This is a genomic window from Aquincola tertiaricarbonis (assembly GCF_000969605.1).
Lineage (GTDB): Bacteria > Pseudomonadota > Gammaproteobacteria > Burkholderiales > Burkholderiaceae_C > Aquincola > Aquincola tertiaricarbonis.
The window spans coordinates 37517-56456 of the sequence record NZ_JZUE01000005.1 but is presented as its reverse complement, the minus strand read 5'-3'; the positions used below and the strand labels follow the sequence as shown (position 1 = coordinate 56456).

15 protein-coding genes and 1 riboswitch are annotated in these 18940 nt (G+C 72.7%); of the genes, 5 read left to right on the top strand and 10 right to left on the bottom strand.

Annotated elements, in window-relative coordinates; genetic code table 11:
• Positions 1 to 6: 6 nt before the first annotated feature.
• The 4 genes from VO99_RS07540 to VO99_RS07525 are packed head-to-tail and all read right to left on the bottom strand — an operon-like array spanning position 7 to position 2731.
• Positions 7 to 432 (bottom strand): biopolymer transporter ExbD, encoded by a 426-nt coding sequence (locus VO99_RS07540; RefSeq protein WP_046112224.1) that lies wholly within the window; start codon positions 430 to 432, stop codon positions 7 to 9.
• Between the two features lie 12 nt (positions 433 to 444).
• Positions 445 to 1125: a protein TolQ gene (tolQ, locus tag VO99_RS07535; protein WP_046112223.1), complete on the bottom strand. Its 681-nt coding sequence runs from the start codon at positions 1123 to 1125 to the stop codon at positions 445 to 447.
• Positions 1122 to 1538 (bottom strand): tol-pal system-associated acyl-CoA thioesterase, encoded by a 417-nt coding sequence (gene ybgC / locus VO99_RS07530; protein ID WP_046112399.1) that lies wholly within the window; start codon positions 1536 to 1538, stop codon positions 1122 to 1124. The genes tolQ and ybgC overlap by 4 nt, the downstream gene beginning before the upstream one ends.
• An 8-nt stretch (positions 1539 to 1546) precedes the next feature.
• Entirely contained in the window at positions 1547 to 2731 is a 1185-nt protein-coding gene (locus VO99_RS07525) for a pyridoxal phosphate-dependent aminotransferase (protein WP_046112222.1), read from the bottom strand.
• A 194-nt stretch (positions 2732 to 2925) separates the two neighbouring features.
• Here VO99_RS07525 and VO99_RS28690 point away from each other — a divergent pair, with 194 nt between their 5' ends.
• The 3 genes from VO99_RS28690 (at position 2926) to VO99_RS07510 (ending at position 8573) form a co-directional block, all read left to right on the top strand.
• Complete coding sequence (locus VO99_RS28690; protein ID WP_052736178.1) at positions 2926 to 3345, top strand: response regulator; 420 nt, start codon at positions 2926 to 2928, stop codon at positions 3343 to 3345.
• Positions 3342 to 7847, top strand: coding sequence for a PAS domain-containing hybrid sensor histidine kinase/response regulator (locus tag VO99_RS28685; protein ID WP_052736177.1), 4506 nt, complete (start codon positions 3342 to 3344; stop codon positions 7845 to 7847). The genes VO99_RS28690 and VO99_RS28685 overlap by 4 nt, the downstream gene beginning before the upstream one ends.
• An 8-nt stretch (positions 7848 to 7855) precedes the next feature.
• A riboswitch (FMN riboswitch) is annotated at positions 7856 to 8009 on the top strand.
• Between the two features lie 78 nt (positions 8010 to 8087).
• Positions 8088 to 8573: a 6,7-dimethyl-8-ribityllumazine synthase gene (locus VO99_RS07510; RefSeq protein ID WP_046112221.1), complete on the top strand. Its 486-nt coding sequence runs from the start codon at positions 8088 to 8090 to the stop codon at positions 8571 to 8573.
• A gap of 39 nt (positions 8574 to 8612) precedes the next feature.
• Here the strand turns inward: VO99_RS07510 and VO99_RS07505 are convergent, their stop codons facing one another.
• The 6 genes from VO99_RS07505 to VO99_RS07480 all read right to left on the bottom strand — a co-directional run bounded on the left by VO99_RS07505 (position 8613) and on the right by VO99_RS07480 (position 15225).
• Positions 8613 to 9032 carry a hypothetical protein gene (locus VO99_RS07505; RefSeq protein ID WP_046112220.1) on the bottom strand — a complete coding sequence of 140 codons (420 nt, stop codon included), beginning with the start codon at positions 9030 to 9032 and terminating at the stop codon, positions 8613 to 8615.
• An 81-nt stretch (positions 9033 to 9113) separates the two neighbouring features.
• The gene (locus VO99_RS07500; protein WP_046112219.1) at positions 9114 to 9389 is read right to left on the bottom strand and encodes a DUF4212 domain-containing protein; all 276 of its coding nucleotides are present in this window, start codon (positions 9387 to 9389) and stop codon (positions 9114 to 9116) included.
• A gap of 34 nt (positions 9390 to 9423) precedes the next feature.
• Positions 9424 to 10548 (bottom strand): hybrid sensor histidine kinase/response regulator, encoded by a 1125-nt coding sequence (locus VO99_RS07495; protein ID WP_232315298.1) that lies wholly within the window; start codon positions 10546 to 10548, stop codon positions 9424 to 9426.
• Positions 10548 to 11126, bottom strand: a complete 579-nt coding sequence (locus tag VO99_RS07490; RefSeq protein WP_232315297.1) for a chemotaxis protein CheB — start codon at positions 11124 to 11126, stop codon at positions 10548 to 10550. The genes VO99_RS07495 and VO99_RS07490 overlap by 1 nt, the downstream gene beginning before the upstream one ends.
• Positions 11127 to 11206: 80 nt before the next feature.
• The gene (locus VO99_RS07485; protein ID WP_232315308.1) at positions 11207 to 12061 is read right to left on the bottom strand and encodes a CheR family methyltransferase; all 855 of its coding nucleotides are present in this window, start codon (positions 12059 to 12061) and stop codon (positions 11207 to 11209) included.
• 5 nt (positions 12062 to 12066) lie between these two features.
• Positions 12067 to 15225, bottom strand: a complete 3159-nt coding sequence (locus VO99_RS07480) for a response regulator (protein WP_046112217.1) — start codon at positions 15223 to 15225, stop codon at positions 12067 to 12069.
• Positions 15226 to 15357: 132 nt separating this feature from the next.
• Here VO99_RS07480 and VO99_RS07475 point away from each other — a divergent pair, with 132 nt between their 5' ends.
• On the top strand, positions 15358 to 16773 hold the full coding sequence (locus VO99_RS07475; protein ID WP_052736174.1) for a GAF domain-containing protein: 1416 nt from the start codon (positions 15358 to 15360) through the stop codon (positions 16771 to 16773).
• Complete coding sequence (locus VO99_RS07470; protein WP_046112393.1) at positions 16770 to 18926, top strand: efflux RND transporter periplasmic adaptor subunit; 2157 nt, start codon at positions 16770 to 16772, stop codon at positions 18924 to 18926. The genes VO99_RS07475 and VO99_RS07470 overlap by 4 nt, the downstream gene beginning before the upstream one ends.
• The last annotated feature ends 14 nt before the right edge of the window (positions 18927 to 18940 follow it).

Sequence of the window (18940 nt, the reverse complement as noted above, 5' to 3'; positions counted from 1 at the left end):
CCGCGTTCAGCCCCCCGCCTTGACCGACAGGCCCACGCGCTGGATGCCCGCGCGCTGCAGCGTGTCCATCACCTTCACCACGGTGTCGTACTTGACGTTGCGGTCGGCCGCGATCACCACCGGCACCTGCGCGTCGCCGGCCTGCGCGGCGCGCACGTTGGCGGCCAGTTCCTTCAGCGTGATGCTGCGCTCGTTGCCTTCGGAGGCCAGCTTCATGCTGCCGTCCAGCGCCACCTGCACATCGATCTTGCGGCTCTCGGCCTGCCTGGCCTTGCCCACGGTGGGCACGTCGATGGTGGCGGTGGTGATGAGCGGCGCGCTGACCATGAAGATGATCAGCAGCACCAGCATCACGTCGATGAACGGGACCATGTTGATCTCGTTCATCGCACGGCGCCGGCGGCCGCCGCCTCGGGAGTTGAGTGCTGCCATGGTCGGGGCCCTTCAGCGCGCGGCGGGCTGCGTGGCGTTGCGTTGCAGGATATTGGAGAACTCCTCGATGAAGGTCTCCAGCTGCGTGGCGATGCGGTCGATGTCGCGGGCGAAGCGGTTGTAGGCGATCACCGCCGGAATGGCCGCGAACAGGCCGATGGCCGTGGCCACCAGCGCCTCGGCGATGCCGGGGGCCACCGTGGCCAGCGACACCTGCTGCAGGTTGGCCAGGCCGACGAAGGCATGCATGATCCCCCACACCGTGCCGAACAGGCCCACGTACGGGCTGACCGAGGCCACCGAGCCGAGGAAGCTCAGGTTGCTCTCGATCACGTCCAGCTCGCGCTGGTAGCTGGCGCGCATGGCGCGGCGGGCGCCGTCCAGTTGCGCACCGCCGTCCAGCCGCTTCTCGCGCAGCTTCAGGAATTCGCGCATGCCGCTGGCGAAGATGCGCTCCATCGGCGCGGTGGTCTTGGAGGAGGTGGCCGCCTGCTGCAGCTCGGTCAGGCTGCGGCCGGACCAGAACTCGCGCTCGAAGCCTTCGTTCAGGCCGCGCACGCGCTTCAGGCCCACCAGCTTGCCGAAGATCACCGTCCAGCTGATCAGCGAGACGGTGAGCAGCCCGGCCATCACGAGTTGCACGACGAAGCTCGCTTCCAGCACGAGCGAGATGATGGACATGTCCTGGTTCATGGATGCATGGCGATGTCGGGCATCGCTTCGAGAAGGGGATTCGGAATGCGGCGCGGGCGGAAGGTTCCGGGCTCGACGCAGGCGATGCGCACCTCGCCCTCGGCAAGCAGCTCGCCCGCGCGGCGCGCATGCTGGCGCAGCGTGAGCGTGGCACGGCTTCGTTCCGCCAGTACCACGTCGATGTGAAGCAAGTCGTCGAGCCGGGCCGGCTTCAGGTGGCGGGTGCGGGTGTCGGTGACGACGAACATCGCGCCGCCCTCGTCCTTCAGCCGCTGCTGCTCATGGCCCAGGCTGCGCAGCCATTCGGTGCGCGCCCGTTCGAAGAACTTCAGGTAGTTGGCATAGAACACCACGCCGCCGGCGTCGGTGTCCTCCCAGTACACCCGCACCGGATATTCGAAGTGCGGCTTCACGGCGCCGGTCACAGCGCCTGGGAAAGCCGGCGCACGGCTTCCTCCAGTTGCGGCAGGCTGTTGGCGAAGGACAGCCGCATGTAGCGCTCGCCGGCCGCCGGGCCGAAGTCGCGGCCGGGGGTCAGGGCCACGTGGGCCTTGTCCATCATGCTGAAGCAGAAGTCCCAGCTGCTGGCTGCATGGGCGCTGACGTCGGCCCATACGTAGAAGGCGCCGTCCGGCACCACCGGCACGCCGAAGCCCAGGCTTTGCAGCGCCGGCACGATGAAGTCGCGCCGGGCGCGGAAGGCGGCTCGGCGGTCCTCGTAGGTGGCGATGGACTCGGGCAGGAAGCAGGCCAGCGCGGCCTGCTGCGCGATGCTGGAGGCGCAGATGAACAGGTTCTGCGCCAGCCGCTCCACCGGGGCCACCAGCCGCTCGGGCAGCACCATCCAGCCCAGCCGCCAGCCGGTCATGCTGAAGTACTTGCTGAAGCTGTTGATCGAGATGACGTCCTCGCCCAGCTGCAGCGCGCTGGCCGCGAAATGATCGTCGTAGCTCAGGCCGAGGTAGATCTCGTCGACGATGGCGAAGCCGTGGCGCTCGCGCACCACGTCGACGATGCGGCGCATCTCGTCCGGCGCGATGGAGGTGCCGGTGGGATTGGAGGGCGAGGCCAGCAGCACGCCGCGGGTGTGCGGCCCCCAGGCGGCCTGCACCGCGGTCGCATCCAGCTGGAAGCGGGACTGGGCACCGGCCGGCAGCAACACCGCCTGGCCGCCCGCCGCGGCCACGAAGTGCCGGTTGCAGGGGTAGCTGGGGTCGGGCAGCAGCACCTGGTCGCCCGGGTTCACCAGCGCCAGCGTGGCCAGCTGCAATGCGGCCGAGGCGCCCGCGGTGACGACGATGCGGCGCGCCGGCACTTCCAGACCGAAGCGCTCGGCATACCAGCGGCTGATGGCTTCGCGCAGCGCCGGCAGGCCGGTGGCCGCGGTGTATTGGGTGCGGCCGGCGGCCAGGCAGGCCTGCGCGGCCTGCAGCACTGGCGGCGGGGCGGTGAAGTCGGGTTCGCCGATGTTCAGGTAGATCATCGGCCGGCCGCCTTGGGCGGGGTCGCAGGCCGGGCTGCGGGCGATCTCGTCGGCCGCCTTGGCGCACTCCATCACGTAGAACGGATCGATGAACTGCAGTCGGTCGGCGAGCGGGAGCGGCATCTGGGAGGGCGTTGGCACGGCACGGCCCGGGCCGGGCGGGCCGGGGCAAAAGCCGCCAGTCTAAAGCCGCGGCCCGGGGCCGGCCCCGCGATTGCCCCTGCCGCAGGACGTCCCCAGGGCAGGGCATGCGCCTATCGAAGGCACGCACCGGGGCCACTCAGAATGCTTGCAGCACAGCAGTCCGCCGGTGAACGATGAACGCGCCACATGACCTTCTCATCGTCGACGACGATCCCACCGTCATCGTGGTGGTGGGCGCATGCCTGCGGTCGCTGGGCAAGGTGCGCTTCGCCAAGCGGGGCGCCGACGGCCTGCGGCTGGCCCGCCAGGCGATCCCCAACCTGGTGCTGCTGGACCTGAACCTGCCCGACCTGCCGGGGCTGCAGCTGCTGGCCGAGATGCGCGCCTCGGCGCCGCTGGCCACGGTGCCGGTGCTGCTGATGAGCGGCAGCGAGCCGGATGCCCGGGTGCAGGCCTGGTGCGAGCAGCCCGGGGTGGCCTTCCAGATGAAGCCGCCGCAGCCGCAGCGCCTGCTGGCCTGCGCGCAGGCGCTGCTGCAGGCGGCCGCGGACGGTGGCGTGGTGCCTCGCCGCCGCGGGGAGGACGCCGCTTGACCAGCGCCCGGCCGTGGCGCGCGCTGCACCAGCCCGCGGCCGGCGCGATCGCGCTGCTGCTGGCCGGGCTGCTGGTGGCGGCGCTGCTGGCGCTGCAGCAGTCGCAGCTGAACCAGGCCTTCGCCCAATCCCGCTTCGAGCAGCAGGCCGGCCGCGTGGCCGACCGGCTGATGGCCCGCATGCAGGACTATGAAAAGGGCCTGCGCGGCGCACGCGGCGTGGTGATGGCCGCCGGCGACCGCCTGAGCCGCGAGGTGTTCCGCCGCTACCACCTGTCCCGCGACATCGACCGCGAGTTTCCCGGCGCGCGCGGCTTCGGCTTCATCCGCCGCGTGCCGGTGGATGAGGAGGTGGCCTTCATCGAGGCCGCGCGGCGCGACGGCTGGCCCACCTTCGGGGTGCAGCAGTTCGCGCCGCATGCGGGCGAGCGCTTCGTCATCCTCTACATCGAGCCGGTGGAGCGCGGGCCCAATGCCGTGGGGCTGGACATCGCCTCCGAGGCCCGCCGCCGCAACGCCGCGCTGCAGGCCCTGGCCAGCGGCCGGGCCGCGCTCACCGCGCCCATCACGCTGGTGCAGGCGCGCGAACGGCCGATGCATTCCTTCCTGCTGCTGCTGCCGGTGTATGCCCCAGGCCTGCCAGTGGACACGCCCGAGCAGCGGCAGGCGGCGGGCATCGGCTGGGTATATGCGCCGCTGTCGATCGACGACGTGCTCAGGGAGGTGGCTTTGCGCGAGGTGGGCTTCGCCATCGGCGTGGCCGACAGCCAGCCGGGCGGGCCGGCGGAGCACTTCTTCGCATCGCCGGGCTTCCATGCCGGCGCGACCGCCGACCTGGGCATCCAGCTGCAGCGGGAGCTGTTCGGCCGGGCCTGGCACCTGGAGCTGCGGGCGCAGCCGGCCTTCATGCAGGGGCTGAACCTGGTGTCGCCGACGCGGGTGTTCGCCGGGGGTGTCGTCGCCTCGCTGCTGCTGGCGGCGCTGGGCTATGTGGTGCTGCGCAACCGGCGTGCGGAGCTGCGGGCGCGGCTGCACCAGAGCCGGCTGGCCGGCATCCTGCAGACCTCCAGCGACGCGATCATCGGCGAGTCGATGGCGGGCACGGTGATCGGCTGGAACCATGCGGCCGAACGCATCTTCGGCTACGGCGCGGCCGAGGCCATGGGCCAGCCGCTGTCCAGCGTGCTGCTGGCGCAGGACGGCACGCTGCCGCACGAGGGCCTGCGCGAGCGCATGGCGCGCGGCGAGTCGGTGCCGCCCTTCGATGCCGTGTGCCGGGTGCGCGACGGCTCGCTGGCCGAGGTGTCCATCGCGGTCTCGCCCATCCGCGATGCCCACGGCCGGCTGCAGGGCGTGGGCATGACCATCCGCGACGTGGGCGCACGCAAGGCCGCCGAGCGCCGGCTGCGCGAGCTGAGCGCCACCCTGGAGCAGCAGGTGCTGGACCGCACCGCCGCGCTGGAAGGCGCCCGTCGCGACCTGCAGACGCTGCTGGACGCGCTGCCTTCCATGGTCGGCTACTGGGACCGCCACCTGGACAACCGCTTTGCCAACGATGCATACCACCACTGGTTCGGCCTGCCGCGCGGCGCCATGCCCGGGCGCAACCTGCGCTCGGTGATGAGCCCGGAGATCTTCCGCAGCAACGAGCCGCACCTGCTGGCCGCGCTGGCTGGCGAGCCGCAGACCTTCGAGCGCACCTTCCCGGCGATGCACGGCCTGCCCGAGCGCCATACCCTTGCCCACTACGTGCCCGACAAGGTGGACGGCGAGGTGCGCGGCCTGTACGTGCTGGTGCACGACATCACCGAGCTGACCGAGCAGCGCCGCCGCCTCGATGCGCTGGTGCAGGAAAGCCGCGGCGCCCAGCGCGAGCTGGCCGACCGCGAACGGTTGCTGCGGCTGGCCATGGATGCCTTTCCCGGCGTGCTGGCGCACTGGGACACCGACATGCGCTGCACCTTCGCCAACAAGGCCTACCGCAGCTGGCTGGGGCTGGACCCGGCCGAGATGGTCGGCCGCACCCAGCGCGAGCTGTTCGGCCCCGAGCTGTATGCGCTGAACGAGCCGCTGATGCGGGCCGCGCTGCGCGGCGAGCGCGTGCGTGCCGAGCGCAGCCGCCAGCTGCCCGACGGCAGCACCGTGCACTACTGGCTGCACTACCTGCCCGACCGCGACGAGCACGGCGTGCACGGCTTTGTCTCGGTGGTGATGGACGTGACGGAGCTGAAGACGGTGCAGCTGCAGCTGGAGGAACGCACCGCGCAGGCCGAGCTGGCCAACATCGCCAAGAGCCAGTTCCTGGCCAACATGAGCCACGAGATCCGCACGCCGCTCAATGCGGTGATGGGGCTGTCGTACCTGCTGGAGCAATCGGCGCTGGATGCCGAGCAGCGCGGCTTCATCCAGCGCATCCAGACCGCCGGCCGGGCGCTGATGGGGGTCATCGACGACGTGCTCGACCTGTCGAAGATCGAGGCCGGCGAGATGCTGCTGGAGGAGGCGCCCTTCGACCTGGCGCGGCTGCTGGCCGAGCTGACCGAGGTGCTGTCGGTGCAGGCCGACGGCAAGGGCCTGGCCCTGCGCATGCCGGCGCTGGCCGGCGTGCCGCGCCATGTGCGCGGCGACGCCACCCGCGTGCGGCAGATCCTCACCAACCTGCTGAGCAATGCCATCAAGTTCACCGAGCAGGGCATCGTCTCGCTGGACGTGGAGGTGCTGCACCGGCAGGACGAGCGGGCGTGGCTGCGCTGGACGGTGCGCGACACCGGCATCGGCATCGCGCCGGAGGTGCAGCAGCGGCTGTTCGCGCCCTTCACCCAGGCCGATGCCTCCACCACCCGCCGCTTCGGCGGCACGGGCCTGGGCCTGTCCATCGTGCGCCGCCTGGCCGGGCTGATGGGCGGCGAGGTGGGCGTGCACAGCCGCCCCGGCGAGGGCAGCGAGTTCTGGGTGGTGCTGCCGCTGGGCCTGGCACGCGAGGACGAAGGCGCGCCCGGGCCGGCCGCCGCCGGCACGATGCGGCTGCTGGTGGCCGGCCAGGGCAGCGAGCAGCGGCCGGCGCTGCTGGGCGCCGCCAAGGCCCTGGGTTGGCAGGCCGACGAGCTGGCCGCCGGACCCGAGCGCAGCGCCGGCCGGCTGGCCGCCGCCGACGTGCTGGTGATTGACGCGGCACGGCCGCCGGCCGAGCAGGCCGCGGCCCTGCTGAACGACTGGCGGGCCGCCGTCCCGGCCCCGGGCCAGCCGGCGCTGGTGCTGGTGTGCGTGCCGGCGCCCGCCGCAGTGGCGGCGCCGGCCGATGCACGGCCGCTGGAGGGCGCCGATGCCTGGCTGCGGGAACCGGTGTGCGCGGCCGCGCTCTTCAATGCGGTGAACCAGGCGCTGCGCCGCTTCGGCCGTGGCGGCGCGCTGCTGGAGGCCACGCGGCTGGACGGCCAGTCGCTGCGCTGGCTGCCCGGCGTGCGGGTCATGGTGGTGGACGACAGCGAGGTCAACCTGGAGGTGGCGCGCCGGGTGCTGGAACGCGAGGGCGCCAGCGTGGTGGCCTGCGTCAACGGCCGTGATGCGCTGGAGCAGCTGCGCGGCGGCGAAGGCGGAGTGGACCTGGTGCTGATGGACGTGCAGATGCCGGTGATGGACGGCCTGGAGGCCACGCGCCGGCTGCGCCAGGAACCGGCGCTGCAGGCGCTGCCGGTGGTGGCGCTGACCGCGGGTGCGATGCTGGCCGAGCGGCAGCGGGTGTTCGAGGCCGGCATGAACGATTTCGTGGCCAAGCCGCTGGATGCACGCTCGCTGGTGCGCTGCGTGCGCCGCCATGTGGAGCGGGCACGGGGCCGGGCGCTGGCGGTGGCGCCCGGCGACGGCATCGGCCTGCCGGCCGACTGGCCGGCCATCGAGGGCATCGACGCCGAAGGCGCCGCGGTGCGGCTGGGTGGCGATGCCGACCTCTTCGTCAGACTGCTGGGCCGCATGCTGGACGAGTTCGGCGACCTGGCGGAGCTCGGCGAGACCGCGCCGGCCCACGGGTCCGCCAGCCCGCCGCCGCTGGCCGCGCGGGTGCACAAGCTGCGCGGCTCGGCCGGCACCCTGGGCGCGCTGGCGGTGCAGCGGCTGGCGGGCGAGGCCGAAGCCGCGCTGCTGGCGGAGCCCGGCGCCACGGCCGTGCCGCGTGCCATGGCGGCCCTGGCCCACGCGCTGGCCGCGCTGATGGCCCAGGCGCAGCCGGTGCTGCTGGCGCGTGCCCGGCAACAGCAGCAGGCGCGGGATGGCGCCGCCGCGCAGGCGCCGCTGGACACCGAGGCCCTGCGCCGGCTGCAGGCCCTGCTGCGGGCCCAGGACCTGAATGCGCTGCCGCGCTTCCAGGCGCTCGCGCCGGCGCTGCAGCAGGCGGTGGGCCGCACCCAGTTCGACGCGCTGGCCGCCCGCATCGACGAGCTGGACTTCGAGCAGGCCGCGGCGCTGATCGAAGACCTGCTGCCACCGGGCTCTTCAGCCGGCGCATAGACTGCGCGCCACGTTCTCAGGGCGGGGTGGAATTCCCCACCGGCGGTGATGGCGGCTGCGGCCGCATGAGCCCGCGAGCGCCCGGCCTGCTGCAGGCCGGGGTCAGCAGACCCGGTGCGATGCCGGGGCCGACGGTCACAGTCCGGATGAAAGAGAGCGCATGGCCTGCGGCACGTGACGGTGCGGCGGGCCGCTGCGCCCGTGCGCCCTGATTCTGGTCAACCTTGCAACAGGCCCTCCATGAATCAGCCATCCGCTTCCGCTTCCTCGCAACGCCCGCGCTTCGCCTTCATCCAGGCGGGCTGGCATGCCGACATCGTCGGCCGCGCCCGCGAGGCCTTCTTCGCCGAGCTCGAACAGCGCGACGTGCCGCCCGATGCGGTGGACGTGTTCGACGTGCCGGGCGCGTTCGAGATCCCGCTGCATGCGCAGCGCCTGGCGCGTTCAGGCCGCTATGCCGCCATCGTCGGCTGCGGCCTGGTGGTGGACGGCGGCATCTACCGCCACGACTTCGTCGCCCATGCGGTGATCGACGGCCTGATGCGGGTGCAGCTGGACACCGGCGTGCCGGTCATCTCGGCGGTGCTGACACCGCACCATTTCCACGAGCATGCGGAGCACCGCCGCTACTTCACCGAGCACTTCGTGGTCAAGGGCGGCGAGGCCGCGCGGGCCTGCCTGGCCACCGTGGCCGCGCTGGCGCGCCTGCCCGCTTCAGCCGGCTGAGGCCGGCGGCCGCAGCGCGCGGCCGCGCCAGGCCATCGCCTAGGCCGCCGATCCGGCCGCGCGGGCCAGTACCGCCGGCGTGGCCAGCGCGCCTGCGACCAGCGCATCAGGTCCAGGCCCGAACAGGCGCAGCGGCGCGGCCGCCCGCACCAGCGTCAGCAGCCCCAGGCCGGCGCCATACATCACCACGAAGGCAATGCAACCGGCCACGGCCGGGCTGCCGATGCCAGGCAGCAGCAAGCGCGCGGGCAGCAGGCCGAAGGTGAGGGCGCCCAGCCGCTGCGGCGCCAGCCGGTCGCCGGCGAGTAGATCCAGCATCCCCGCGGCCATGGCGGCGATCACGAAACCCTGTGCCGCGAAGGCCGCGGCCAGCCAGCACAGCCGGGCATCGCGCAGCGGCGGCGGACGGGCGCGCCAGCCCAGCGCCTGCACCAGGGCCAGGGTCAGCGGCCAGAACACTCTGCTGGCGAGGCCGGCGGACCGGCGCGCCCTCACTGCCTGCCGCGTCGGCGCGGCGGGCCGCGCGCATCGGCGCCCGCTTCAAGGGCCTGGCGGCGGAGCCTCGGCCTGCGGGGCCTGGCGCGCTTGCTCATCGGCCCGGTTCATCAGCCGCGCATACAGCGCGATGATGGCCACGTACATCAGCAGCGCGCCCTGCGCCGCGAACCAGAAGGCGAACGGCCAGTTGAGCCACTGGAACATCAGCTCGCGGGCGAAGAACAGCACGCCGAAGGTGGCCACCGACCACACGCCCAGCAGCGCGCCGATCAGGCGGCGGTTGCGTTGCCAGTAGCGTGAGGTTGCGGGGCCGGACATGGCCCGCATTGTGCGGCGGGCCGCAGGCGGCCGGCTATGCCGCGCTGGCCATCGGCAGTCCGCGTGGCAGCGAGAAGCTGAACACGGTGCGCCCCTCGTCGCTGGAGCGGCCCTGCACCTGGCCGCCGTGCGCTTCCAGGAACTGCGCCACGATGTACAGGCCCAGGCCGAGGCCGCCGCTGCTGGCGCTGCTGGTGCGGAAAGGCTCGAACAGCCGCTCGCGCACCGCCGGCGGCAGGGTGCCGGTGTTGCTCACCTCCACCGCGATGACCTCGGCCTGCGTGCCGTCCAGCCGCAGCTCCACCGGCTGGTCGGGCGCGCCGTGCTGCACCGCATTGGTCACCAGGTTGGCGATCACCTGCATCAGCCGGTCGGGGTCGAAGCTGGCGTTCAGGTCGCCTTCGGTATGCAGCTGGATGTGGGCATCGGGCCGCGCCTGGCGGATCTCGTCCAGCACCGTGGCGCACAGCGCGCCCAGGTCCGACGGTGCCTTGTCGATGCGCAGCGAGCCCGAGCGGATGCGCGAGAAGTCCAGCAGCTGCGCGATCATGCGGTTCATGCGCTGGCCGCTGGAGCGGATGCCGTCGGCCGCGTTGCGGGCGCCGCTGTCGGCCGACTTGCGGCGGATCAGGTCCGCGCCGGCCATCATCGCCTGCAGCGGCGTGCGCAGGTCGTGCGTCAGCACCGCGACCATCGCCTCGTTGAGCGCGATCACGCGCTGCAGCTCGCCCACCGTCTGCGCCAGCGTACGGCGCTGCTCGAACAGCTCGACGAACACCGCCACCTTGCTGCGCAGCACCTCGGGGTCGATCGGCTTGTAGAGGAAGTCCACCGCGCCGGCCTCGTAGCCGCGGAACAGCCGCTGGCCGTCGCGCGGCGCGGCGGTCAGGAAGATGATGGGCACGCCGCGGGTGCGTTCGGCGCCGCGCATCAGCTCGGCCAGCTCGAAGCCGTCCATGCCCGGCATCTGCACGTCCAGCAGCGCCAGCGCGATGTCCTGCGTCAGCAGCAGTTCCAGCGCCTCGGGGCCGCTGCGGGCGGTGAGCACCTGCACGCCGGGGCGGGCCAGCAGGGCCTGCATCGCGATGAGGTTCTGCTGCACGTCGTCGACCACCAGCAGGTTGACGTCGTCACGTTCGGGGGTTCGCGTCGTCGTCATCATCGACAGGCCCATGCACCCAGGCGGGCGCCCAGTTCGTCCAGGGGCGCCACCAGGTCGGCGCCGGCGTGGGCCAGCGCGGCCGCCGGCATGGTGGAGACGAGGGCGGTGGAGGGTGCCTCCACCCAGGCCTGGCCGCCTTGCCGCCGCACCGCGGCCAGGCCTTCGCTGCCGTCGCGGCTGGCGCCGGTGAGCACGATGCCCAGCAGCGCCGGGCCGTAGGCGATGGCCGCGCTTTCGAACAGCGGGTCGATGGCGGGGCGCGAATACAGCAGCGGTGCATCCACCGACAGCGCCACGCTGCGGTCGGGCTCCACCAGCAGGTGGTAGTCGGGCGGCGCCAGCAGCACCTGTCCGGGCAGCATCGGCTGCTTGTCGATGGCCTCGGCCACGGGCAGCGCGCAGCTCGCGCCCAGCAACGAGGCCAGCGCGCTCGGCCGGTCGGGCGGCAGGTGCAGCACCACCGCGATGGCCGCCGGGAAGTGCGCGGGCACCGCGGCCAGCAGCGTCTGCAGCGCCTGCACGCCACCGGCGGAGGCACCGATGACCACCGCCTCCGGCCGGAACGGCTCAGGCACCGTGTTCACTGGCGCACCGTCCCGCTGCGCGGGATCCTTCCAGGAGGAGGCGCCGCCTTCGGGCGGTCGGGCGGCGGCGCTCATACCTTGCGGTAGATGCGTTGGTCGGGCACCACCGGCTCGAAGGCACCGGCGTGGCCGCTGAACTGCACCGTCTCGCGCAGGCCCAGGCCGAGGAAGCCGCGGCGCACCAGCGCCTCGGCAAACAAGCCCAGCGCGCGGTCCTGCAGCGGGCGTTTGAAGTAGATGAGCACGTTGCGGCAAGAGACGAAATGCACCTCGGAAAACACGCTGTCGGTGGCCAGGCTGTGGTCCGCGAACACGATCTGCTGCTTGAGCCGACGGTCGAAGGCCACGCCGCCGTAGGCGCTGGTGTAGTGGTCGGAGAGCGAGCCGCGCCCGCCCGCGGCCAGGTAGTTGCGGCTGAAGCCGGCCACGCGGTCCAGCGGATAGATGCCGGCCTCCGCGCGCTGCAGCGCCGCGGCATTGATGTCGGTGGCATAGAGGATGGTGCGCGACAGCAGCCCTTCCTCGGCCAGCAGGATGGCCAGCGACCACACCTCCTCGCCATGGCTGCAGCCGGCCACCCAGATCTTCAGCGACGGGTAGGTGCGCAGCACCGGCAGCACCTGCTCGCGCAGCGCGCGGAAGTAGCTGGGGTCGCGGAACATCTCGCTGACCTGCACGGTGAAGAACTGCAGCATCTGCGCGAACACCTCCGGCTCGTGCAGCACGCGGCCCTGCAGCGCCGAGAGGCTGTCGCAGTGGAAATGCGCCATCGCCTGGCGCATGCGCCGGCGCAGCGAGCTGATGGCGTAGTCGCGGAAATCGTGCTGCCAGCGCTGGTACACCGCCTCCAGCAGCAGCCGGATCTCCAGGTCGAACAGCTGTTCTTCCTGCAGCGCCGCGGCGGGGGTGGTGGCGTGCTCGCCCAGGGTGTTCACTTGGGCATCCACACGCGGCACAGCGACACCAGCTTGTCGATGTCGATGGGCTTGGCGATGTAGTCGTTGGCGCCGGCGGCCAGGCAGCGCTCGCGGTCGTCGGCCATGGCCTTGGCGGTGAGCGCGATGACCGGCAGGCTGGCCCATTCGGCATGCTCGCGGATGTGGCGCAGGGCGGTCAGGCCGTCCATCTCCGGCATCATGATGTCCATCAGCACCAGGTCGATCTGGCTGCGTTCGGCCTCCAGCTTCTGCAGCGCCTCCTTGCCGTTGCGGGCGATCACCAGCTTGGCCCCCAGCGGCTCGAACACGCTGGACAGCGCGAAGATGTTGCGCACGTCGTCCTCGGCCAGCAGGATGCGCCGGCCGTCCAGCACCGCGTCGCGCTGGCGGGCCTGACGCAGCAGCTGGCGCTGGTTGGCCGGCAGTGTGGCTTCCACGCTGTGCAGGAACAGGGTCACCTCGTCCAGCAGCCGCTCGGGCGAGCGCGCGCCCTTGACGATGATGGACCGCGAATGCTTGCGCAGCCGCTGTTCCTCGTCGCGGCTGAGCTCGCGGCCGGTGTAGACGATGACGGGTGGGAAGGCGTAGTCCTCGGTTGCGGCAATCCGTTCCAGCAGGTCGTAACCGGTGCCGTCGGGCAGGGCCAGGTCCATCACCATGCAGTCGAAGGTGGAGCGGCCGAGCTGCGCGAGCGCATCGGCGATCGTTCCCACGGCAGTGATCTCCACACCTTCGCCTCCCAGCAGCAACTGCAGGTGGCTGCGCAAGCCCTCGTCATCCTCCACGATCAGCAACCTGCGTACCTGCTGCTGCATGCGGCGCTGCAGCGCATCCAGCGCGCCGGCCAGGCCTTCGCGGTCCACCGGCTTCTGCAGGTAGCCCACTGCACCCAGCTCGCGGGCGGTCTGCACATGCGGATGGGCCGAGACCACATGCACCGGGATGTGGCGGGTGTCGGGGTCGCGCTTCAGGCGCTCCAGCACCGTCAGGCCCGACTGGTCGGGCAGGCCCACGTCCAGCAGGATGCCGTTGGGCCGCAGCTCGCGCGCCAGCTGCAGCGCTTCCTCGCCGCTGGAGGCGATCTCGCAGTCGAAGCCGAGGTCGGTGGCCAGCTCGCACAGCACCTTGGCGAAGGTGGGATCGTCCTCCACCGCCAGCACCAGCCGGCCGGTGTGGCGGCGCGGGCTGGGCGTGCGTGCCGCGACCGGCGCGGCAGGCGGTGCGGGCTCCGGCGCCGGCGCGGCGGCCGGTGCCGGGGACGGGGCCCGGGCCGGTGCGGGGGACGCGGCGGCTGCCGGTGCCGGTGCCGGCGTGGCGCTGCGCTCGGCCGCCATGTCGGCCGGGCCGCCGGCTTCTTCCTGCAGCTCCACCGGCAGGTCCAGCGTGAAGGTGCTGCCCCGGCCGGGCTCGCTGTCCACCGTGATGTCGCCGCCCAGCCGGCGGGCCAGCTCGCGCGAGATGGACAGGCCCAGCCCGGTGCCGCCGAAGCGGCGGCTGGTGCTGCCGTCGGCCTGGCGGAAGGCCTCGAAGATCACTTCCTGCTGCGACTTCGGAATGCCGATGCCGGTGTCCTGCACCGCGAACGCGATGCGACCCTCTGTCGTGGGCAGGGCACGCAGCGAGACCTGGCCACGCTCGGTGAACTTCAGCGCATTGGCCATCAGGTTCTTCAGCACCTGCTGCAGCCGCAGCGCATCGGTGTGCAGGCGCTCGGGCATGCCGGGCTCGGCCACCACCTGCAGCGCCACGCCCTTCTGCAGGGCCAGCGGCTCGAAGGTGGCGCGCAGGCGCTGCAGCAGGTCGTCGGTGCGCACCGTGCCCAGTTCCAGGTCGGCCTTGCCGGCCTCGATCTTCGACAGGTCCAGCACGTCGTTGATGAGCGCCAGCAGGTCGTTGTTGGCGGCATGGATGGTCTGGGCGTACTTCACCTGCTCGGGCGTCAGCGTGCCTTCGCGGTTGTCGGCCAGCAGGCGCGACAGGATCAGCGCGCTGTTGAGCGGCGTGCGCAGCTCATGCGACATGTTGGCCAGGAACTCCGACTTGTAGCGGCTGGCCTCCTTCAGCTGCTCGGCATGCGTGCGCAGCGCGTTCTGCGCCTGCACCAGGTGCTGCTTCTGCCGTTCCAGCGATGCCTTCTGCTCCGACAACGCCAGGTTGGTGTGCTCCAGCTCCACCTGCTGCGTCTCCAGCCGCGCCTGGGACTCGGAGAGCACGCGGCTCTGCTCCTCCAGCTCCTCGTTGGTCACGCGCAGCTCTTCCTGCTGGGCCTGCAGCTCCTCGCTCTGGCGCTGGGTCTCCTCCAGCAGCGACAGCAACCGCTCGCGGTACAGCGCGCTGCGCATGGCCACGCCCACCGCCTCGCCCACGTCGCGCATCAGCGCGCGCTTGCGGGCCATGCGGGCCTCGCCCAGTTCCTCGGCACTGGTGGCGAAGCCCAGCTCGATCACGCCGCAGACCTGTCCGTCGGCGCGCAGCGGCGCGATGAGCAACTGCGCCGAGGGACTGCGGCCCAGGCCACTGGCGATCGGCAGGTGCTCGATGGGTACCTTGCGCAGGTGGCGCAGCTGGCCGCTGACGGCCACCTCGCCCAGCAGGCCGTCGGGCAGCTGCCAGCGCTCGGCGGTGGTGGCCGGGTCGAAGCCATGGCCGCCGCAGCGCAGCAGGGTCTGGCCTTCCAGCCGGTACAGCACGCCCACCGGCGCATGGGTGAACTCGCACAGCGCGCTCATCGCCTTCTGGCCGATCTGCTCGGGCGTCAGCTCGCCCAACAGCGCCTGCGCCACCGCGCTCTCGCCCTGCTGCTGCCACAGGATGTCGTTGACCTGGTGGCGCGTCTTCAGCGCATTGACCACGGTGAAGGCGATGGTCCACACCGCCGTGATACCGATGCCGCGGTTGATGTGGGCGAAGCCCGACGCGGTGGTGGCCCCGGCCGACTGGTAGTAGCCCACGATGATGAGCACCGTGCACACCGCCGCTTCCACCAGCGGCACCGCGCTGCGGTTCTGCAGCAGCGTCAGCGACATCGGGATGATGTACATGGCCCATTCGGCATAGCCGAGCGGTGTTTGCACATCCAGCAGAAAGATCAATGCGGGCAGGGCCGCGAGCAAGAAGGTGACGAACAGCTGACGCGTCTGGGTGTACTGCATCGGGCCATTCTAGGAAGAGCCGGCGCCACGGCCGCCGCGGTCGTCGAACCGCTGGTTGTGCCCGCGTATGCGCCGGCTTGCGGCCTCTTTTTGCGGTTTCTATCACTTGGGTGGCCGCTATCGTGGCTGCTTATGTCACTTGTCGAATCTTCCTGCGCCGCGGCCGATCCGCCCGCCCTCGCACTGCGCCTGCAGGCCGCCACGCTGGCCCATGCCCGGCTGGCCGAAGCCGCCGCGGCCGCCGCCACCGAGCTGTCGGTGGCCCTGGGCTGCGACCGCGTGGCCATTGGCCTGCGCGACGAGGCCGATGCCACCCGGCTGCTGGGCGTGTCCCACCAGGCGCAGGCGCCGGCCGGGCGGGCGCTGGCCCGGGCCTTGGCCGCCGCGATGGACGAGGCCATCGACCAGGCCGCCACGCTGGTGCATCCGCAGCCCACGGACGGGCCACCAGACATCCACTGGGCGCACGAAGCCCTGGCCCGCGACCATGCGGGCACGCATGCAGCGCTGTGCAGCGTGCCGCTGGCCGATGCCGGCCGGCCGCTGGGCGCCATCGTGTTCGAGCGCGGCGCTGGCCGCGGCTTCGAGCCGGCGGAGGTGGCGCTGTGCGAGCACCTGGCCTGCCTGCTCGGCCCGCTGCTGGAGCTCAAGCGCCGGCAGCAACGCAGCCTGCCGCGCCATGCGCTGGACGAGCTGCGCGCGCTGCGCGACCGGCTGCTCGGCCCCGGCCACGCCGGCACCAAGCTGCTGGCCTGCGCCGTGGCCCTGGCGGCTTCGGCGGCCCTGGTGGCGGCCGTGGTGCCGGCGGACCACCGCATCACCGGCCAGGCCCGCATCGAGGGCGCGGTGCAGCGGGTGCTGGTGGCGCCGGTGGACGGCTTCATCGAGCAGGTGCATGCGCGGCCGGGCGACGTGGTGGCTGCCGGCCAGGTGCTGGCCGAGCTGGCCCGCGACGAACTCGACAGCGAACGCCGGCGCTGGCAGAGCCAGGCCCAGCAGCAGGGCCAGGCCTATGCCGAGGCGCTGGCCCGCCACGACCGTGCGCAGCTGGTGATGGCGTTGTCCCGCGCCGAGGAAGCGCGTGCCCAGCTCGACCTGGCCGAGCAGACGCTGCGCCGCGCTCGGTTGGAGGCGCCGTTTGCCGGCGTGGTGATCCAGGGCGACCTGTCGGCCTCGCTGGGTGCGCCGGTGCGCCGGGGCGACGTGCTGATGACGGTGGCCCAGGGCGACGGCCACCGCGTGATCGTGGAGGTGGACGAGCGCGACATCGCCGGCCTGCGGGTGGGCCAGCCCGGCCGCATGGTGCTGGCCGCCTCGCCGGCGCAGCCGCTGGCGCTGCGCATCCGCCGCATCACGCCGGTGGCCGCGGTGGTGCAGGGCCGCAACGTGTTCGAGGTGGAAGCCGCGATCGAGGGCGCCACGCCGCCGCTGCGGCCAGGCCTGCGCGGCATCGCCCGCATCGAGGCCGGCCGCCGCCCCGCGTTGTGGATCGCCAGCCACCGCCTGGTGGATTGGCTGCGCCTGCAGTGGTGGAGCTGGGTGGCATGAACGAGCCCGTCGACAGCCCCCACTGGTACCGCGTGGCCGGCCTGCATCCTCGGCTGCATGCGCAGGTGCGGGTGCAGCGGCGCCCGGCGCGCGGCGGCGTCTGGTACGTGCTGGAGGACACCCTGTCCGGCCGCCACCACCGCATCAATGCCGCGGCCTGGCGGCTGGCCGGCCGCTTCGATGGCCGTGCCAGCGTCCAGCAGGCGTGGGATGCGGTGCGGGCCCTGGGCGACGACGCCGCGCCCACCCAGCGCGAGGTGATCGTGCTGCTGGCGCAGCTGGATGCCGCCGGACTGATGCAGTGCGAGCGCACGCCCGACGTGGCGCTGCTGTTCCGCCGCGCCGACGAGCGCCGGCGTGCCGAGCGGCGGCGCGCCGTCAATCCGCTGGCCTTCAAGGTGACGCTGGGCGATCCGTCGTCGCTGCTGCGGCGGCTGGATCCGCTGTCGCGCCGGCTGGCCAGCGGCCCGGTGCTGCTGGCCTGGCTGGCCTGCATCGCCGCAGCCGCCGTCGCCGCCTGCCTGCATGCGCAGGAGATCGCCGCCTTCGCCGCGGCGCACATGGCGTCGCCGCGGCACCTGCTCATCGCCTGGCTGGCCTACCCGGTGCTCAAGGGCCTGCACGAGCTGGCCCACGGCATGGCGGTGCGGGCCTTCGGCGGCGAGGTGCACAAGGTGGGCATCACGCTGATGCTGGCGCTGCCGGTGCCCTTCGTGGATGCATCGGCCTCCAACGGCTTTCCGGCACGCAGGCATCGCATCGCGGTGGCGGCGGCCGGCATCGTGGCCGAGCTGCTGCTGGCCGCCTGCGCGCTGGCGGTGTGGCTGCTGGTGGAGCCGGGCCTGGTGCAGGACACGGCCTTCGTGGTGATGTTCGTCTGCGGCGTGTCCACGCTGCTGTTCAACGGCAATCCGCTGCTGCGCATGGACGGCTACTTCATGCTCAGCGACCTGCTGGACATGCCCAACCTGGCCCAGCGCAGCCAGGCCTACCTGCTGTGGCTGCTGCAGCGCCACCTGCTGGGCTTGCGGGCCCGTGCCGCGCCGGTGCAAGGCCCGGGCGAGGTGCCCTGGCTGGTGGGCTACGGCCTGGCCGCGGCCGCTTACCGCTGGGTGGTGGCGGTGATGGTGGTGGGCTGGGTCACCGCGCAATCGGTGGCGCTGGGCGCGGTGGCGCTGCTGTGGGCGGCCGTCACGCTGGTGCTGGCCCCGCTGTGGAAGCTGGTGCAGTTCCTGCGGCACGACGGCCGGCTGCACCGGCGCCGCGGCCGCGCGGTGGCCACCGCCGCCGGCCTGGCCGCGGCGCTGCTGCTGCTGCTGGTGGCCGTGCCGCTGCCGCAGCGCACGCTGGCGCAGGGCGTGGTCACCGCGCCCGAAGGCGCCCAGCTGCGCGCGGGCAGCGCCGGCTTCGTCACCGAGGTGCTGGCCGCCGATGGCGACAGCGTGCGCGAGGGCCAGCTGCTGCTGCGGCTGGACGACCCGGCACTGCGCGCCGAGCGCAGCTCGCTGGCCGCGCGGGCCGAGGCGCTGGAGGTGGAACGGCTGCAGCGGCTGTTCATCGACCCCGCGCAGGCGCAGCGGCTGGGTACCGAGCTGGCCCGGCTGGATGCCGAGCTGGCGCGGCTGGATGCCCGCATCGCCGCGCTGGCGCTGCACAGCCCGGCCGACGGCCGCCTGGTGCTGCCCAAGCCGCAGGACCTGCCGCTGCAGTACGCCGCCCAGGGCAGCCTGCTGGGCTACGTGCTGGACGGCCGGCCGCTGTCGCTGCGGGTGCCGGTGCCGGAGGCCGACATCGACCTGCTTCGTCGCAGCCCGCCGGCGGTGTCGGTGCGGCTGTCGGATGCGCCCGCGGCGCTGCAAGGCCGCGCGCTCACCGCCGTCGCGCTGCGCGAAGTGCCGGCCGCCGCCGGCCAGCTGCCCAGCGCCGCGCTGGGCGAGGCCGCCGGCGGCCGCTGGCTCACCGATCCGGCCGATCCGCAGGGGCTGAAGACGCTGTCCCCCGCCTTCGTCGTCGACCTGCAGGTGCCGGCCGCGCCGGCCGAGCGCATCGGCGCCCGTGCCTGGGTGCGCTTCGACCACGGCAGCGCGCCGCTGGCCACGCAGGCCTGGCGCCGCGCCCGCCAGCTGCTGCTGCGCCATTTCCAGGCGGCCTGACGGTGTTGCTGTCC

Coding starts and splice junctions, on each gene's coding strand:
- VO99_RS07480 (WP_046112217.1), bottom strand. CDS start 15,225: ATGCAGTACACCCAGACGCGTCAGCTGTTCGTCACCTTCTTGCTCGCG.
- tolQ (WP_046112223.1), bottom strand. CDS start 1,125: ATGAACCAGGACATGTCCATCATCTCGCTCGTGCTGGAAGCGAGCTTC.
- VO99_RS07510 (WP_046112221.1), top strand. CDS start 8,088: ATGAATCAGCCATCCGCTTCCGCTTCCTCGCAACGCCCGCGCTTCGCC.
- VO99_RS07475 (WP_052736174.1), top strand. CDS start 15,358: ATGTCACTTGTCGAATCTTCCTGCGCCGCGGCCGATCCGCCCGCCCTC.
- VO99_RS07500 (WP_046112219.1), bottom strand. CDS start 9,389: ATGTCCGGCCCCGCAACCTCACGCTACTGGCAACGCAACCGCCGCCTG.
- VO99_RS07540 (WP_046112224.1), bottom strand. CDS start 432: ATGGCAGCACTCAACTCCCGAGGCGGCGGCCGCCGGCGCCGTGCGATG.
- VO99_RS07525 (WP_046112222.1), bottom strand. CDS start 2,731: ATGCCGCTCCCGCTCGCCGACCGACTGCAGTTCATCGATCCGTTCTAC.
- VO99_RS07470 (WP_046112393.1), top strand. CDS start 16,770: ATGAACGAGCCCGTCGACAGCCCCCACTGGTACCGCGTGGCCGGCCTG.
- VO99_RS28690 (WP_052736178.1), top strand. CDS start 2,926: ATGAACGCGCCACATGACCTTCTCATCGTCGACGACGATCCCACCGTC.
- VO99_RS07495 (WP_232315298.1), bottom strand. CDS start 10,548: ATGACGACGACGCGAACCCCCGAACGTGACGACGTCAACCTGCTGGTG.